Raw genomic sequence first — 16,032 nt, 5'->3', positions numbered from 1 at the left:
GTGACCTCTGTCCTTCTCGGGGGAGTTGACGGGGAAGTCCCCTAAGGGGCGTCGGCGCTGTCCTGCGCCGCCAGGACCTCGTCCCCGTGCTCGTAGGCCCAGGCGGCGAGCGTCTCGATCGGCGCGATCAGCGCCCGGCCGAGCGCGGTGAGCCCGTACTCGACGCGGGGTGGCGACTCGGCGTACGCGTGCCGGATCACCAGGCCGTGGTACTCCAGGCGGCGCAGCGTCTCCGTCAGGATCTTGGGGCTGATGCCGCCGATGCGCCCCCGCAGTTCGCGGGGGCGCATCGGGCCGTGCCGCAGCGCCCAGAGCGCGACGGGGTTCCAGGTGTTGGCGAGCAGGTCGAAGGCGAGGCGGGCCCGGCAGTCGGCCAGCAGGTCGGTCGGTTCGTGAGACGTCACAGCCCCATGGTGCCCCGAGACTTACCGATCGGTGCCCGAGCGCCTTTCTACTGTCGTTCCGTACCGGCCGCCGGGGCCGGACGACCGACAGGAACGGCAGGAACACGCATGCGTATAGGGGTACTTGGAACCGGGGACATGGCCGCCGCCCTGGGCGGTGAGGGGGTACCCCCTGCTCATTAAGAGCTTGGGGGAGGGTCCGCGCGGGGCACGAGGTGTTCGTCGGCGGGCGGGACGAGGGCCGTGCGGCGGCGCTCGCCGGGCGGATCGGCGCGGCGGGCCACGGCTCGCTGCGCGCGGCGGCCGACTTCGGGGACGGCGCGGTGCTCTCCGCGCTGCCGTACGAGGCCGGGGCCGACGTGGTCCGCGGGCTCGAAGCCGCCCTGCGCGGGCGGGTGTTGGTGGACTGCGGCAATCCGGTGGGGGCGGGCTTCGCGCTGCTGACGGAGGGCGGTCCTTCCGCCGCCGAACGGCTCGCCGCCGCCGCGCCCGGCGCCCGCGTGGTGAAGGCGTTCAACCTGTGCCACGAGAGCGTGTGGCGCCTCGCGCCGCCCGTGTTCGGCGGGCGGCCGCTCGCGGTGCCGGTGTGCGGCGACGACGAGGACGCGCTGGACGTCGTACGCGAACTGGTGCGGGACATCGGCTGCGAGCCGTACGACGCGGGCGGGCTCGGCCGGGCCGGCCTGGTGGAGGCGACGGCCGCGCTGCTGATCGGGCTGTGGGTGGGCGCGGGCGTGGACGCGCAGGCGATCGTGCCGCCGGTCGGCCTGGTGACGGGGGAGTCGGACTAACGGGGGGCGGACCAGGCGGGGCCGGGGCTTACGGTTTGCGGCCCACCGCACCGAACTGGGGGACCGGGGCCGCCTCCGGGAAGCGCCAGCGGGAGCAGGACTCGACGCCCGGCTCCAGGAGTTCCATGCCCTCCAGGAAGGACAGGAACTCCGCGCGGGTGCGGCCGGTGATCGGGGGCGTCGCGTTGGCGTTCCAGAAGTCCATGGCCGGCTGATTGCCAGCGCCGCCGACGTCGGCGTCCAGGGTGGGGTGGGTCAGGACCAGGTAACTGCCGCACGGCACCGCGTCCATGAGGGTCCGTACGATCCCTCGGCACTCCTCGGTGTCCGGGATGAAGTTCAGGATGCCGAGCAGCATCACGGCGACCGGGCGCGTGAAGTCGAGCGTCTCGGCGGCGGTCTCTATGATCCGCCGCGCGTTGCGGGCATCCTCGTCGATGTACGTGGTCACGCCCTCCGGCGAGCTGGTGAGCAGCGCGTGCGCGTGGGCCAGGACGATCGGGTCGTTGTCGACGTACACGACGCGGGCCTCGGGCGCGAGGCGCTGCGCCACCTCGTGGGTGTTGTCGCCCGTGGGCAGGCCGGTGCCGATGTCCAGCAACTGACGGATGCCCGCGTCGCCCACCAAGTGGGACACCGCCCGGCCGAGGAACGCCCGGTCCGCGCGGGCCACTTCGCCGATGCCGGGGAACATCTCGACGACCTGCTCGCCGACCGCGCGGTCCACCGGGTAGTTGTCCTTGCCGCCCAGCCAGTAGTTCCACACGCGGGCGTTGTGCGCCACGTCGGTGCGAATGCGGCCGGTACTTCTGTTGGTGCCGTCGCTCGTGCCGTCGCTCGTGCCGTCGCTCGTGCCGTCGCTCGTGCCGTCGCTCGTGCCGTCGCTCGTGCCGTCGTACGTGTCCCGTGCGTTCGCCGCGCCTGCTTCGTCTGCTGCGTTCTGTGCGCTCACCCGTGAGGTTCCTTCCCCGTCTGCTGACCCTGCCGCCGGGGCCGTCGGGACAGCTCGGCGGCGAGTGCGTCCACGCGGTTGGTGGTGATCGAGTCCACCCCGTGGGAGATGAGCTTACGCATGGTCCGGCGGGTGTCGGCGGTCCATGCGGAGATCAGCAGCCCATCGGCGTGCACCCGGTCGGCCAGCTCCCGACTCACCAGGCCGAAGCGGTAGTTGAGCCAGCGCGGGGCGATCGCGGCGAGTAGCGCCGGGCGGGGCGGGGCGAGGGATTTCCAGGTGAGGGAGATCTCCGCGGCCGGGTCCGCGGCGCGCACGGCAAGCATCGCTTCGGGGCCCGCGCAGTAGTACGTCCGGTCGGCGGCCCCGCAGTCGGCGACGACGCCGACGATCGTGCGTACGGCCGCGGGGGTGGCCCCCGGCAGGTCCACGAGGACGCGGTGTCCCGCCGTTTCCTTGAGGGCCGCTTCGAGGGTGGGCACGCCGCCGCCGGTCAGCCCGTGCACCTCGTCCGCGGACAGCGCGGCGAGCGGCCGCTCGTGCTCCCAGAGCCGGTCGAGGCTCGCGTCGTGCAGCAGCACGGGTACGTCGTCACGGGTCAGGCGGACGTCGATCTCCACCGCGTCCGCGCCCCGGTCGAGCGCCGAGCGCAGGGAGGGGAGGGTGTTCTCGCGGACGCGGTAGGGGTCGCCTCGGTGGGCCACGGCGGTCACGGTGCGCATGGGCCCATTGTGGCCGGAGGCGGCCCGGAGGTGCTGCTTCCGGGCCGCCTCCGGGTCAGGGGGCTTGTGCCGTCTCCGTCAGGAGGCCAGCCAGTTCTCCGTGTACGAGTCGATCTCCGCCTTGATCCGCTCCTTGCCGGCCGCGTCCAGGAAGGACACCTCGACGGCGTTCTTCGCGAGGTCGGCGATGCCGCGCTCGTCGAGGGCGAGGAGGCGGGCGGCGACGGCGTACTCGTTGTTGAGGTCCGTGCCGAACATCGGCGGGTCGTCGGAGTTGATCGTGACGGTGACGCCCGCGTCCACGAACTGCTTGATCGGGTGCTCGTCGAGGGTCCTGACCGCGCGGGTGGCGATGTTGGAGGTGGGGCAGACCTCCAGGGGGATGCCGTGCTCCGCGAGGTGGGCGAGGAGCTCGGGGTCCTGGGCGGAACTGGTGCCGTGCCCGATGCGCTCGGCGCGCAGATGCGTGAGCGCGTCCCAGACCGTCTCCGGGCCGGTGGTCTCGCCCGCGTGCGGCACCGAGTGCAGGCCGGCGGCGATGGCGCGGTCGAAGTACGGCTTGAACTGCGGGCGGGGTACGCCGATTTCGGGGCCGCCGAGGCCGAAGGACACCAGGCCCTCCGGGCGGATGCCGTCCGTCGTGGCCAGCCGCACCGTCTCCTCGGCCGCGTCCAGGCCCGCCTCGCCGGGGACGTCGAAGCACCAGCGCAGGACGATGCCGAGCTCGGACTCGGCGGTCTTGCGGGCGTCCTCGATGGCGGCCATGAAGGCGCGCTCCTCGATGCCTCGGCGGGTGGAGGAGAACGGGGTGAGCGTGAGCTCGGCGTAGCGGACGTTCTGGCGGGCCAGTTCGCGGGCCACCTCGAAGGTGAGGAGGTGGACGTCGTCCGGGGTGCGGATCAGGTCGACCACGGAGAGGTAGACCTGGATGAAGTGGGCGAAGTCCGTGAACGTGAAGTAGTCCGCCAGCGCCTCTATGTCCGTGGGGACCTTGGAGTCGGGGTGGCGGGCGGCCAGGGCCGAGACGATGCGGGGGGAGGCTGAGCCGACGTGGTGGACGTGGAGTTCGGCCTTGGGCAGGCCTGCGATGAACGTGGGCGTCTGCGCCTGGGCGGCGGGGGTTGTGCGGTGGTCGGTCATGGGTTCCTCCCCGGGAACACGGTGTGATCGGCTGATCGGGTGGCCCCCGCGGGGGCCGAGGATCATCGTAGGACGCGCCCCTCCGGGGGGTTCCTGGGCACCCCACACATTGCCGGTGACCGTTGGCCTGAGGCGCACCCCTCCCCACGCCGTATCGGCACCGCCGACCTGGGCTGTGCCCACCCGTGCCGCCCCTGGCGGCCCAGCTGCCCACAGCGCGGAACGGAGGGTGCGGGGTCGGCGCAGCTGTCCATAGCAGGGAACGGAGGGTGCGGGGTCGGGCCAGCTGTCCACGGCTGGGAACGGGGGGTGCGGGGTCGGGTCAGTTGTCCACGGCTGGGAACGGGGGGTGCGGGGTCGGGTCAGTTGTCCACGGCTGGGAGCGGGGGGTGCGGGGGCGGGCCAGGCGCTCAGGGCCGGGAGCGGTGCGAGTGGAGCGTCCGCAGCAGGCGCAGGCAGTGGCGCGAGTGCTCCGTATGCGCCACGTACCCACCCACCCACCCAGTCCGTCGACGCCGGACAAGCTCAAGTGGCACCGGAAGCTCGGCCTGCCTGGTGCGTTCGGGCAGCGGGCGGCTCGGCTGCGGCCCGAAGCCCGTTGTGCCAGTAAACGGGCGGGCGGGTGGGAGATTTCCGCCGCGGAGCGGCGGGCCAGGACAGAACCGTCAGCGCAACCGCTCCCGCGCAGCCATGAGCGCGAACCCCAAGAGGTTCAGCCCCCGCCACCCCGCGGGATCCCCGACGCGCGGATCGTCGGCGGCGAGACCGACCCCCCACACGGGGTCGACGGGGCTCGCCTCGACCAGCACCCGCTCCCCCGTACCGACGAGGTAGGCAAGAAGCGCCTCGTCCGAGGAGAACTTCCGCACTGAGCCCTCGACGACGACACGGAACCGCTCCCGCGCCCACACACCCTCATCGAAGCCCCGCACAAGGCGCCCCGCCCGCTTCGCCTCGGCGGGCGTCCGCGCCGAAAGCACCGCCCGCTCGGCCTCCGCGTCCCCGAAGAGGCGGGCCTTCTCGGCCATCATCCAGTGCTCGGCCGTGGCATACACGACGCCGTCGGAGGTGAACGGCGAGGGCCACCACTGGCTGAAACAGCTCGCCCCGAGCGTGCCGTCACGGCGCGGGGCGTGCCCCCAGAAGTACAGATACTTCAGCCGCCGCCCCGCCCGCACCGCGGACACCAATGACTCCACCGAGCGAATCCCCGCCGTGTCCGCCTCCGCGGTCCCCACCTCGTCGTTCATGCACGCCACCCTGGCACGCACCACTGACACTCCGTCCCCCAATTTCAAGGCCGACTCGACACCTGGTCGACAGATTCCGTCGCGTAACCAAAAGGCAACAACGGAATCACTTGCTGGACCATCGACCCCCTGTCAGGATCGGCACTCAAATCGATCTGGAACTACGCCGGCCCTCTCGGGACGGGGCGGCCGGCGGAGGAGAGCGTCATGCACACATTCCAGGCGCGGGACCGTTTCGCGGACGGCGCCCAGTACATCGCGGGACGCCTCACCCAGGGCACCTCGGGACGCACCCACGCGGTGGTGGATCCGGCCACGGGCGACGAGGTCCTCACCTACGAGCTCGCGGGCCCGAAGGACGTGGACGCCGCCGTCGCCGCCGCCGCGTGCGCGTACGACGGCTGGTCGGCCGCGAGCCCCGGTGAGCGCTCCGACGCCATGCACCGCTTCGCCGCGGAGCTCTCCGCCCGCGCCGAGGACCTCGCGCAGGCGGAGTCCCTGCAGTGCGGCAAGCCGATCAAGCTGAGCCGCGAGTTCGACGTGCCGGGGACCGTCGACAACACCGCCTTCTTCGCGGGCGCGGCCCGCCACCTCCAGGGCCAGTCCGCGGGGGAGTACGACGGCGGCGACCACACCTCGTACGTACGCCGCGAACCCATCGGCGTCGTCGGCTCCATCGCGCCCTGGAACTACCCGCTCCAGATGGCCGCCTGGAAGGTGCTCCCGGCCATCGCGGCCGGCAACACCATCGTCCTGAAGCCGTCCGAGCTGACGCCGTTCACCTCGCTGATGTTCGCGCAGGCCGCCACCGCGGCCGGGATCCCCGACGGCGTCGTCAACATCGTCACGGGGGCGGGCCGGGACGCCGGTGAGCACCTCGTCGGGCACCCCGATGTCGTCATGACCTCCTTCACCGGGTCCACCGGAGTGGGCAAGCGCGTCGCCGAGGTCGCCACCGCCACCGTCAAGCGGCTCCACCTGGAACTCGGCGGCAAGGCGCCCTTCGTCGTGTTCGACGACGCCGACCTGGAGGCCGCCGTGCACGGCGCCGTCGCGGGCGCCCTGATCAACACCGGCCAGGACTGCACGGCCGCCACGCGCGCGTACGTACAGCGCCCCCTGTACGACGCCTTCGTGGCGGGCGTCGCCGACCTCATGGCGACCGTGCGGCTCGGCGACCCCTTCGACCCGGCCACCGACCTGGGCCCACTCATCTCGCACGCGCACCGCGACCGCGTCGCCGCCTTCGTCGACCGGGCCCGCTCCTACGCGCGCGTGATCACCGGCGGCGAGGCGCCCGACCACCCCGGGGCGTTCTACCGGCCCACCCTCATCGCGGACGCCGCGCAGGACAGCGAGGCCGTGCAGGCGGAGATCTTCGGCCCCGTCCTCGTCGTGCTGCCCTTCGACTCCGACACCGAGGGCATCCGGCTCGCCAACGACACCCCCTACGGGCTCGCCGCCTCCGCCTGGACGCGGGATGTCTTCCGCGCCAACCGCGCGACCCGCGAGATCAAGGCCGGCTGCGTGTGGGTCAACGACCACATCCCGATCCTCAGCGAGATGCCGCATGGCGGATACAAGGCGTCCGGCTACGGCAAGGACATGTCCGCCTACTCCTTCGAGGAGTACACCCAGATCAAGCACGTCATGTTCGACAACACCGCGGTGGCGAGGAAGGACTGGCACCGCACGATCTTCGGGGACCGATAGCCGGACCGTGGAAACCGTGGACAACACGGAAGCGGGCGCCGCGTGACCGGCGGCACCCGCCCCTCCACCCTCCCGAAAGGGCAGAAAAGCGCATGGAGCAGTACGAGCCCGACAGCCTCTCCCCGGCCCAACTGGCCGCCATGCACCGCAGTCTGAGGAGCGGCCGGGCCGCGCTCACCCGCCGTTCGCTGCTGCGCGCCTCCGGCGGCGGCGTGCTCGCCGCGGGCGGGCTCGGCGCCCTGAGCGCGTGCGGCATCCCCGCGGCGGGCAAGGGCGAGGGCGGCATCGCCGCCGACGACCGCTCGGACAAGGAGAAGCGCGTCAACTTCTCCAACTGGACCGAGTACATGGACGTCGACAAGAAGGAGCGGCGCCCGACCCTCGACGCGTTCACCGCGCGCACCGGGATCAAGGTCAAGTACACCGAGGACATCAACGACAACAACGAGTTCTTCGGGAAGATCAAACCCCAGCTCGCCGCCGGGCAGGACACCGGCCGCGACCTGATCTGCGTCACGGACTGGCTCGCCGCCCGCCTGATCCGCTTCGGCTGGGTGCAGAAGCTCGACCCGGCCCAGCTGCCGCACGCCTACGCCAACCTGTCCGCCCAGTTCCGCTCGCCCGACTGGGACCCCGGGCGCGCCTACTCGTACCCCTGGACCGGCATCTCCACCGTCATCGCGTACAACAAGAAGGCGACCGACGGCGAGAAGATCACCTCGGTGTCGCAGCTCCTGGACGAGCCGAAGCTCAAGGGGCGGGTGGGGTTCCTGTCCGAGATGCGCGACTCCATGGGGATGGTGCTGCTCGACCTCGGCAAGGACCCCGCGAAGTTCTCCGACGACGACTTCGACGCGGCCGTCGCGCGGCTGCAGAAGGCCGTCGACAAGAAGCAGATCCGCCGCTTCACCGGCAACGACTACACCGCCGACCTCGACAAGGGCGACCTCGCCGCGTGCGTGGCCTGGGCCGGGGACGTCGTCCAGCTCAAACTCTCCAACCCCGACATCGAGTTCGCCATCCCGGACAGCGGCTACCTGACCTCGACGGACAACCTGCTGGTCCCCAACAAGGCGCGCCACAAGCGCAACGCCGAGCGGCTCATCGACTACTACTACGAGCCCGGGCCCGCGGCCCGCCTCGCCGCCTACATCAACTATGTGTGCCCCGTGGACGGCGTCCGCGACGAGCTGGCGAAGATCGACCCCGAGGCGGCGGACAACCCGCTGATCATCCCCGACAAGGCCATGGCCGCGAAGTCCCACGCGTTCCGCTCCCTCAGCCCGAAGGAAGAGGCCGCGTACGAGGGGAAGTTCGCGAAGCTCACCGGTTCCTGACGCCCGCCCTGCCCACAGCGGTACACCTCGACCTCCTCTGGACGCCAACATGACGACTGCTACAGAAAACGGCGGCGACGTACGCCTCAGCGGCATCAGCAAGACCTACGGCTCCTTCACCGCCGTGCACCCGCTCGATCTCACCGTGCCCCAGGGCTCCTTCTTCGCCCTGCTCGGCGCCTCCGGCTGCGGCAAGACCACCACGCTGCGCATGATCGCCGGCCTGGAGGAGCCCAGCAGCGGCACCGTGTGCCTCGGCGAACAGGACGTCACCGCGCTGCCGCCGTACAAGCGGCCGGTGAACACGGTCTTCCAGTCGTACGCGCTCTTCCCGCACCTCGACATCTTCGAGAACGTCGCCTTCGGCCTGCGCCGGCGCGGCATCAAGTCGGTGAAGAAGCAGGTCGGCGAGATGCTCGACCTCGTACAGCTCGGCGAGCAGGCCCGCAAGAAGCCGCACCAGCTCTCCGGCGGCCAGCAGCAGCGCGTCGCCGTGGCCCGCGCGCTCATCAACCACCCCAAGGTGCTCCTCCTCGACGAGCCGCTCGGCGCCCTCGACCTCAAGCTGCGCCGCCAGATGCAGCTCGAGCTCAAGCGCATCCAGACCGAGGTCGGCATCACCTTCGTGCACGTCACGCACGACCAGGAGGAGGCCATGACGATGGCCGACACCGTGGCTGTGATGAACGGCGGCCGCGTCGAGCAGCAGGGCGCCCCCGCCGACCTCTACGAGAACCCGCGCACCACGTTCGTCGCCAACTTCCTCGGCACGTCGAACTTCATAGCGGCCGAGGTGGCGGAGGTGAGCGGCGACGACATCGTCCTCAAGGCGGGCGGCGGGAAGCTGACGCTGCCCAAGGCGCGATGTACGGCGCCCGCCACCACCGGCGGCACGGTGCTCGTCGGCGTACGCCCGGAGAAGATCTCGCTCACGCACGCCGACGACGCGGGCGCGATTCCCGACGGCCGCAACCGCATCACCGGCCGCATCGCCGACTCCAGCTTCATCGGCGTCTCCACGCAGTACGTCGTCAACAGCCCCGTCTGCGACGCCTTCGAGGTGTACGCGCAGAACATCGAGCGCGACCCCCGCCTCGTCCCGGGCGCGGACGTCGTCCTGCACTGGAACCCGGCGCACACCTTCGGCCTGGACGCCGACCAGGACGCCGAAGCGGGCGTCGAGAAGGTCGAGGAGGACGCGTGACCGCTCCCGCCAAGGCGCCGGCCCCCGCCGACGAGGCCCCGCCCCCGGCGCGCCCGCCCCGCAAGCGCGGCCGGCTCGTCCCCTACTGGCTGCTGCTTCCCGGCATCCTCTGGCTCGTCGTCTTCTTCGCGCTGCCGCTGGTCTACCAGGCGTCGACGTCCGTGCAGACCGGCTCCCTCGAAGAGGGCTACAAGGTCACCTGGCACTTCGCGACCTACTGGGACGCGCTCGGCGACTACTGGCCGCAGTTCCTGCGCTCGGTCCTGTACGCGGGCGCCGCTACGGTCCTGTGCCTGCTGCTCGGCTACCCGCTGGCCTACCTCATCGCGTTCCGCGCGGGCCGCTGGCGCAATCTGATCCTGGTCCTCGTCATCGCGCCGTTCTTCACCAGCTTCCTCATCCGCACGCTGGCGTGGAAGACGATCCTCGCCGACGGCGGCCCGGTCGTCGGCGCCCTGAACAGCCTGCACCTCCTGGACGTCACCAACTGGCTCGGCGCCACCGACGGCGACCGCGTCCTCGCCACCCCGCTCGCGGTCATCTGCGGACTGACGTACAACTTCCTGCCGTTCATGATCCTGCCGCTCTACACCTCCCTGGAGCGCATCGACAGCCGCCTGCACGAGGCCGCGGGCGACCTCTACGCCCGGCCCTCCACCACCTTCCGCAAGGTGACGTTCCCGCTGTCCATGCCGGGTGTCGTCTCCGGCACGCTGCTCACCTTCATCCCGGCGGCTGGCGACTACGTCAACGCCGACCTGCTCGGCTCCACCGACACGCGCATGGTCGGCAACGTCATCCAGACGCAGTTCCTGCGGATCCTGGATTACCCGACGGCCGCCGCGCTGTCCTTCATCCTGATGGCCGCGATCCTGTTCATGGTGACCTTCTACATCCGCAAGTCGGGGACGGAGGATCTCGTCTGATGGCTGCTCTCTCTCCGATCTCGGCATTCTTCCGCTGGCTGCGCCGGAATCTCGTCGTCCTCGCCGGGCTCGTCACGCTCGCCTATCTCCTGCTCCCCAATGTCGTCGTCACGGTCTTCTCCTTCAACAAGCCGAAGGGCCGTTTCAATTACTCCTGGCAGGAGTTCTCGACGGACGCCTGGAAAGATCCCTGCGGCGTCGCCGACATGTGCGGCTCGCTGTCGCTGAGCCTGCAGATCGCGTTCTGGGCGACGCTCGGCGCGACCGTGCTCGGCACGATGATCGCCTTCGCGCTGGTGCGCTACCGCTTCCGGGCGCGCGGCGCCGTCAACTCGCTGATCTTCCTGCCGATGGCGATGCCCGAGGTGGTCATGGCCGCCTCGCTGCTCACGCTGTTCCTCAACATGGGCGCGCAGCTGGGCTTCTGGACCGTCCTCATCGCGCACATCATGTTCTGCCTGAGCTTCGTCGTGACGGCGGTGAAGGCGCGCGTGATGTCCATGGACCCGCGCCTGGAACAGGCCGCCCAGGACCTCTACGCCGGTCCGGTGCAGACGTTCCTGCGGGTCACCCTGCCGATCGCGGCGCCCGGCATCGCGGCGGGCGCGCTGCTCGCCTTCGCGCTGTCCTTCGACGATTTCATCATCACGAACTTCAACGCGGGATCGACTGTGACGTTCCCCATGTTCGTCTGGGGATCCGCGCAGCGGGGTACGCCCGTTCAAATCAATGTGATCGGTACGGCGATGTTCCTCGTCGCCGTCGTTCTCGTACTCGCAGGAATGCTCGTCGGAAAGCGCCGCGCCAAGAAATCTCTGTAAGAGCTCTGAAGGAGTTGGAAATCATGGCCCCTGGCGCCATGACCCGCCGCTGGACCAAGTCCCTCTCCGAAGTCAAGCCGGTCTCGTTCTGGCTCGACGACCCCGGCAAGCCCGACCCCGAACCCGCCCTCGTCGGCGACGAGCACTGCGACCTGCTCGTCGTCGGCGGCGGCTACAGCGGCCTGTGGACCGCCCTGATCGCCAAGGAACGCGACCCCGGCCGTGACGTCGTCCTCGTCGAGGGCCGCGAGATCGGCTGGGCCGCCTCCGGCCGCAACGGCGGCTTCTGTGCCGCCTCCCTCACCCACGGCGTGCCCAACGGCCTGGCCCGCTGGCCGAACGAGATCGCACGGCTGGAGGAGCTCGGCGCCCGCAACCTCGACGGGATCGAGGCCGCCGTCGCCCGCTATGGCATCGACTGCGACTTCGAGCGCACCGGCGAGATCGACGTCGCCACCCAGCCCCACCAACTCGCCGAACTGCACGAGATGTACGAGGAGATGGCCGCCCTCGGCCTCACGGGCGGCACCGAACTGCTCGACGAGGACGAGCTGCGCAAGCAGGTGAACTCGCCCACGTTCCTCGGCGGCTTCTACGACCGCGACGGCGTCGCCATGCTGCACCCGGCGAAGCTCGCCTGGGGCCTCAAGCGCGCCTGCCGCGACCTCGGCGTGCGCGTCTACGAACACACCCCGGCCCTCCGACTCGCCGCGCCCGGCGCCGGCATGGCGATCCGCACGCCCTACGGCCGGGTCTTCGCCCGCCAGGTCGCGCTCGGCACGAACGTCTTCCCGTCCCTGGTCAAGCGCGTGCGCCCGTACACGGTCCCGGTGTACGACTACGCGCTCATGACCGAGCCCCTCAAGCCGGACCAGCTCGCCGCCATCGGCTGGCAGAACCGCCAGGGCCTCGGCGACGCGGCCAACCAGTTCCACTACTTCCGGCTCTCGGCGGACAACCGCATCCTGTGGGGCGGGTACGACGCGATCTACCCCTTCGGCGGCAAGGTGCGCGCCGAGTACGACCACCGCCCGGAGACGTACGCCAAGCTCGCCGGGCACTTCTTCACCTGCTTCCCGCAGTTGGAAGGGCTGCGCTTCACGCACGCGTGGGGCGGCGCGATCGACACGTGCTCGCGCTTCTCGGCGTTCTTCGGTACGGCGTACGGGGATCGGGTCGCGTACGCCGCCGGGTACACGGGCCTCGGTGTCGGGGCCACCCGGTTCGGCGCCGACGTGATGCTGGACCTGCTCGCGGGGGAGCGCACGGAGCGCACGGAGCTGGAGATGGTCCGCTCCAAGCCGCTCCCGTTCCCGCCCGAACCGTTCGCCTGGGCCGGTGTGACGCTCACCAAGTGGGGGCTCGCGCGGGCCGACGAGAACGGCGGCCGGCGGAATGTCTGGCTGCGGGCGATGGACAGGATGGGACTCGGCTTCGACAGCTGACGCGGCAGTCGCGGCGGTGGAGGCGGCCGCCCGCGACGGACGCGACCTGTGCAGCGGCGGCATAGTCCACCGGCGTACGCCCGTTCCGCGGCGTGACCCGCTTCACTACCACGCAGTAGCCGAACCCGCGTAATGCTCGCCCCCAAGGCGCCTCTCCCTCGTGACACGCGTATCCGCGACACACGAGAGGAAGGTTGTGCCATGACGGGCTCGGGGCCTAAATCGGCGGTTGAGTGGTTGGTGTCCGTGGCGCCGGATCCGGAGGCCTGCCGCTGGGAGTGGGAGCACAACCCCCTGGGGGTCACCCTGCTCCCCGCGGGCCGGCTCTGGGACGTGCTCATCCTGCCCGGCGAGCTGGGCTACCCGACGCTGGACGTGCTGACCCGGGTGGTGGACCGGCCGGGTCCGGTGCTCGCCGACTTCGGCGACTCCCGGATGGGGTTCTTCGTGCCCGCGGGGACGGCCGCGCGGTGGGTGGGGACGGGGGTGCGCGGCGCGGGCCGCGGCACCTGGATCGTCGTGCCCTTCCCCGGGCGGTCCACCGGCGGGGTGCGCTGGCTGATCCCGCCCGACGGATCCGGCACGCTCGTCGACCCCGCCCTGCTGGAACTCGCGATGCACGAGGCGGCGGCGTCCCTCGCGCGGGACGAGGGCGAGGGCGCCGAGGGCACCGGGAGCGGTGCGGACCCCGGAAGCGGAGAGGAGTGAGCGGCGTGCCGTCACGGGCCCTCCGTGACGGAAGGCGGTGCTGCCCGAAACCTTGACAACCGCATTGGTCTGGACCATCTTGAGCGCGTCCCGCTCGAACACCTCCCCAATCCCCCCACCGCCGGAGGCAGTTGTGGACCGCTCACGATTCGGCTCAGCCCTGCGCAGACCCCGACTTCTCACCGCGGCGGCGGCTCTCGCGCTCGCGGCGTCCGGCCTGTTCGCCGCGCCCGGCGCGGCGGATCCGCGGCCCGAGGACGCCCCGGCCCGTGCCGAGGCGCTGCCCGCGCACGCTCTCGTCGGCTATCTGCACGCGAGCTTCGCCAACGGCTCCGGCTACACGCGCCTGGCCGACGTCCCCGCGAGCTGGGACGTCATCGACCTGGCCTTCGGCGAGCCCACCTCCGCCACGTCCGGCGACATCCGCTTCAGCCTCTGCCCGAAAGCCGAGTGCCCGAACGTCGAGACCAAGGACGAGTTCAAGGCCGCCGTCAAGGCCAAGCAGGCCCAGGGCAAGAAGGTCCTCATCTCCATCGGCGGCCAGAACGGACAGGTGCAGCTCACCACCACGCAGGCCCGCGACACGTTCGTCTCGTCGGCCTCCGCGATCATCGACGAGTACGGCCTCGACGGCCTCGACATCGACTTCGAGGGCCACTCGCTCTCGCTGAACGCCAACGACACCGACTTCAAGAACCCCACGACCCCGGTGATCGTGAACCTGATATCCGCCGTGAAGTCCCTCAAGGCCAAGTACGGCTCCGGCTTCACGCTCACCATGGCCCCGGAGACGTTCTTCGTGCAGCTGGGCTACCAGCACTACGGCCCCGGCCAGTGGGGCGCCGACCCGCGCGCGGGCGCCTACCTCCCGGTCATCCACGCCCTGCGCGACGACCTCACCCTGCTGCACGTCCAGGACTACAACTCGGGCCCGATCATGGGCCTGGACAACCAGTACCACCAGATGGGCGGCGCCGACTTCCACATCGCCATGACCGACATGCTGCTCGCCGGCTTCCCGGTCAAGGGCAACACCGCCAACGTCTTCCCGCCGCTGCCCCCGGAGAAGATCGCCATCGGCATGCCCGCCTCGGTGAACGCGGGCAACGGCCACGTCTCCACGGGCGAGGTCAACAAGGCCCTGGACTGCCTGACCAAGAACACCAACTGCGGCTCCTACAAGCCCCACGGCAAGTGGCCCGCCCTGAAGGGCCTGATGACCTGGTCCATCAACTGGGACCGCTTCAACAACTGGGAGTTCTCGAAGAACTTCGACGCCTACTTCGGCTAGCCGACGGCTACGCGTGGGGTCAGGCCAGCACCTGGTCCCACACCCGCCCCAGCGCCTCCGCCCGCCCCGGCCCGCCCAACTCCCGCAGCACGCCCGGCAGATCCAGCGGCAGCGACCGCACCCGGGCCGACGTCGCGCCGTCCCACCGCCGCACGGCGACGCTCTCCCGGGGCGCCGCGGGCCCGCCGGGGTGGACGAGCACACACGTCGGCATGCGGTCCTCCGGCTGCCGGGCGAGCGCGTGCGCGTAGAGGAAGGCCTGGTACAGGTCGGCGGTGCTCAGCTTCCCGCCGCGCGCGCCGGCGGCGTACAGCTTGTACTTGACGTCCACCGGCAGGCGCACGGCCGCGCCCGTGATCATCACGTCCGGGCGGACCTCGCTGTAGGGCGACCCGGTGCGCTCGTCGTGCAGGACGCCGCGCTGCCGGGACTGGTCCTGGACGGCATACCCGGTGCCCGCCGCCGCGTCCGTGAGCAGCCGGGTCGTGAAGGACTCGAAGAGGGCGTTCATGTCGACGAGGAACGCGCGCGAGGCCAGCGGCCCGGTGGCGAACAGGTCCCCGATGCCGCCGCCGGTGAGCAGCAGCGCGGCCCAGCGGTGCGCGGCGCGGTAGCGCACGTTGTGCCGGTGGTGGTCGAGCCCGGCGAGCGCCGTCCGCACGTCGCCGAGCGGCCCCGGCGCGAGGTGCGCGAACTGCGCCGCCGCGCGCCGCGCCCTGGCCCGCACGGCCGGGGCGCGGGTCGTGCGGGCGGCGAGGTCGGTGGCGGCCGCGCACAGGCGGTTGTCGAGGATGTCCGCGTCGTGCTCGTCGAAACGGCAGGCGAGCCGGTCCAGCCGCCCGTAGTGGCGCAGCACTTGACGGTCCACGAGGAGCCGTCCGCGTACCGAGGGCAGGTCCTCCTCGAACGTCACATAGTCGCGGCGCACGCCGTGTGCGAGCAGCCGCTCGGCGTGCTCGGTGACGAGCAGCGCCACCAGGTCCCGCAGATTCGGGGCGCCCACGGCGGCCGTGCGGAGCGCGTCCAGCGGCGGGCAGGTGCCGTCGGCGGCGTACGTGAGCATCCGCAGGACGTCCAGGTCCTCGCCCAGGTGCTTGGGCCGGACGCGGATCTCGCAGGCGTCGAGCTGGATGACCCCGACGTGCTGGTACGCCGTCAACTCCAGGCGCCCGCCCGCGAGTTCGCGCACGGAGAGCCGGTCGGCGAGCGCGGTGGTGGCGCACAGACGGCGGTCGGCGGCGCTGAGCTCGACCCCGTCGACGACCGCGGTGCCGTACTCCCGCACGGCCACCACGGGTCTGTGCGCGCTGCCCGATGGGTGCGGCACG

General features: G+C 71.2%; 13 protein-coding genes and 2 pseudogenes. 9 read left to right on the top strand and 6 right to left on the bottom strand.

Features of this window, described 5'->3' with window-relative positions; genetic code table 11:
- Positions 1–41: 41 nt before the first annotated feature.
- Positions 42–404 carry a winged helix-turn-helix transcriptional regulator gene (locus AC0KTA_RS09955; protein ID WP_481054759.1) on the bottom strand — a complete coding sequence of 121 codons (363 nt, stop codon included), beginning with the start codon at positions 402–404 and terminating at the stop codon, positions 42–44.
- A gap of 108 nt (positions 405–512) precedes the next feature.
- Here AC0KTA_RS09955 and AC0KTA_RS09950 point away from each other — a divergent pair.
- Positions 513–1,195, top strand: a pseudogene (locus AC0KTA_RS09950) (NADPH-dependent F420 reductase).
- Between the two features lie 28 nt (positions 1,196–1,223).
- Here AC0KTA_RS09950 and AC0KTA_RS09945 read toward each other — a convergent pair.
- The 4 genes from AC0KTA_RS09945 to AC0KTA_RS09930 form a co-directional block, all read right to left on the bottom strand.
- Complete coding sequence (locus tag AC0KTA_RS09945) at positions 1,224–1,991, bottom strand: SAM-dependent methyltransferase (RefSeq protein WP_481056371.1); 768 nt, start codon at positions 1,989–1,991, stop codon at positions 1,224–1,226.
- Between the two features lie 152 nt (positions 1,992–2,143).
- Complete coding sequence (locus AC0KTA_RS09940; protein ID WP_481054758.1) at positions 2,144–2,869, bottom strand: glycerophosphodiester phosphodiesterase; 726 nt, start codon at positions 2,867–2,869, stop codon at positions 2,144–2,146.
- A 78-nt stretch (positions 2,870–2,947) separates the two neighbouring features.
- Positions 2,948–4,009 (bottom strand): adenosine deaminase, encoded by a 1,062-nt coding sequence (locus AC0KTA_RS09935; RefSeq protein ID WP_481054757.1) that lies wholly within the window; start codon positions 4,007–4,009, stop codon positions 2,948–2,950.
- A gap of 665 nt (positions 4,010–4,674) precedes the next feature.
- Positions 4,675–5,259 (bottom strand): NADAR family protein, encoded by a 585-nt coding sequence (locus AC0KTA_RS09930; protein WP_481054756.1) that lies wholly within the window; start codon positions 5,257–5,259, stop codon positions 4,675–4,677.
- 207 nt (positions 5,260–5,466) lie between these two features.
- On the opposite strand from AC0KTA_RS09930, the gene AC0KTA_RS09925 reads away from it, so the two are divergent.
- From AC0KTA_RS09925 to AC0KTA_RS09890, 8 genes and pseudogenes are all read left to right on the top strand, one after another.
- The gene (locus AC0KTA_RS09925; RefSeq protein WP_481054755.1) at positions 5,467–6,972 is read left to right on the top strand and encodes a gamma-aminobutyraldehyde dehydrogenase; all 1,506 of its coding nucleotides are present in this window, start codon (positions 5,467–5,469) and stop codon (positions 6,970–6,972) included.
- Positions 6,973–7,064: 92 nt separating this feature from the next.
- On the top strand, positions 7,065–8,309 hold the full coding sequence (locus AC0KTA_RS09920) for a polyamine ABC transporter substrate-binding protein (RefSeq protein WP_481054754.1): 1,245 nt from the start codon (positions 7,065–7,067) through the stop codon (positions 8,307–8,309).
- 49 nt (positions 8,310–8,358) lie between these two features.
- Positions 8,359–9,513 (top strand): ABC transporter ATP-binding protein, encoded by a 1,155-nt coding sequence (locus AC0KTA_RS09915; RefSeq protein ID WP_481054753.1) that lies wholly within the window; start codon positions 8,359–8,361, stop codon positions 9,511–9,513.
- Positions 9,510–10,439 (top strand): ABC transporter permease, encoded by a 930-nt coding sequence (locus AC0KTA_RS09910; RefSeq protein WP_481054752.1) that lies wholly within the window; start codon positions 9,510–9,512, stop codon positions 10,437–10,439. Before AC0KTA_RS09915 ends, AC0KTA_RS09910 begins: the two co-directional genes overlap by 4 nt.
- Positions 10,439–11,260 (top strand): ABC transporter permease, encoded by an 822-nt coding sequence (locus AC0KTA_RS09905; protein WP_481054751.1) that lies wholly within the window; start codon positions 10,439–10,441, stop codon positions 11,258–11,260. The genes AC0KTA_RS09910 and AC0KTA_RS09905 overlap by 1 nt, the downstream gene beginning before the upstream one ends.
- A gap of 23 nt (positions 11,261–11,283) precedes the next feature.
- The gene (locus AC0KTA_RS09900) at positions 11,284–12,705 is read left to right on the top strand and encodes an NAD(P)/FAD-dependent oxidoreductase (protein WP_481054750.1); all 1,422 of its coding nucleotides are present in this window, start codon (positions 11,284–11,286) and stop codon (positions 12,703–12,705) included.
- Between the two features lie 201 nt (positions 12,706–12,906).
- On the top strand, positions 12,907–13,413 hold the full coding sequence (locus AC0KTA_RS09895) for a hypothetical protein (RefSeq protein WP_481054749.1): 507 nt from the start codon (positions 12,907–12,909) through the stop codon (positions 13,411–13,413).
- Between the two features lie 280 nt (positions 13,414–13,693).
- Positions 13,694–14,704, top strand: a pseudogene (locus AC0KTA_RS09890) (chitinase); the annotation flags it as partial.
- A gap of 19 nt (positions 14,705–14,723) precedes the next feature.
- On the opposite strand, the gene AC0KTA_RS09885 reads toward AC0KTA_RS09890, so the two are convergent.
- Entirely contained in the window at positions 14,724–16,031 is a 1,308-nt protein-coding gene (locus AC0KTA_RS09885; protein ID WP_481054748.1) for an McrC family protein, read from the bottom strand.
- Between the last annotated feature and the right edge of the window lies 1 nt (position 16,032).

The organism is Streptomyces sp. Y309 (assembly GCF_056712025.1).
This window is presented reverse-complemented; position numbering and strand designations above follow the sequence as displayed.

Coding starts and splice junctions, on each gene's coding strand:
- AC0KTA_RS09940 (WP_481054758.1), bottom strand. CDS start 2,869: ATGCGCACCGTGACCGCCGTGGCCCACCGAGGCGACCCCTACCGCGTC.
- AC0KTA_RS09935 (WP_481054757.1), bottom strand. CDS start 4,009: ATGACCGACCACCGCACAACCCCCGCCGCCCAGGCGCAGACGCCCACG.
- AC0KTA_RS09930 (WP_481054756.1), bottom strand. CDS start 5,259: ATGAACGACGAGGTGGGGACCGCGGAGGCGGACACGGCGGGGATTCGC.
- AC0KTA_RS09925 (WP_481054755.1), top strand. CDS start 5,467: ATGCACACATTCCAGGCGCGGGACCGTTTCGCGGACGGCGCCCAGTAC.
- AC0KTA_RS09920 (WP_481054754.1), top strand. CDS start 7,065: ATGGAGCAGTACGAGCCCGACAGCCTCTCCCCGGCCCAACTGGCCGCC.
- AC0KTA_RS09915 (WP_481054753.1), top strand. CDS start 8,359: ATGACGACTGCTACAGAAAACGGCGGCGACGTACGCCTCAGCGGCATC.
- AC0KTA_RS09905 (WP_481054751.1), top strand. CDS start 10,439: ATGGCTGCTCTCTCTCCGATCTCGGCATTCTTCCGCTGGCTGCGCCGG.
- AC0KTA_RS09900 (WP_481054750.1), top strand. CDS start 11,284: ATGGCCCCTGGCGCCATGACCCGCCGCTGGACCAAGTCCCTCTCCGAA.
- AC0KTA_RS09895 (WP_481054749.1), top strand. CDS start 12,907: ATGACGGGCTCGGGGCCTAAATCGGCGGTTGAGTGGTTGGTGTCCGTG.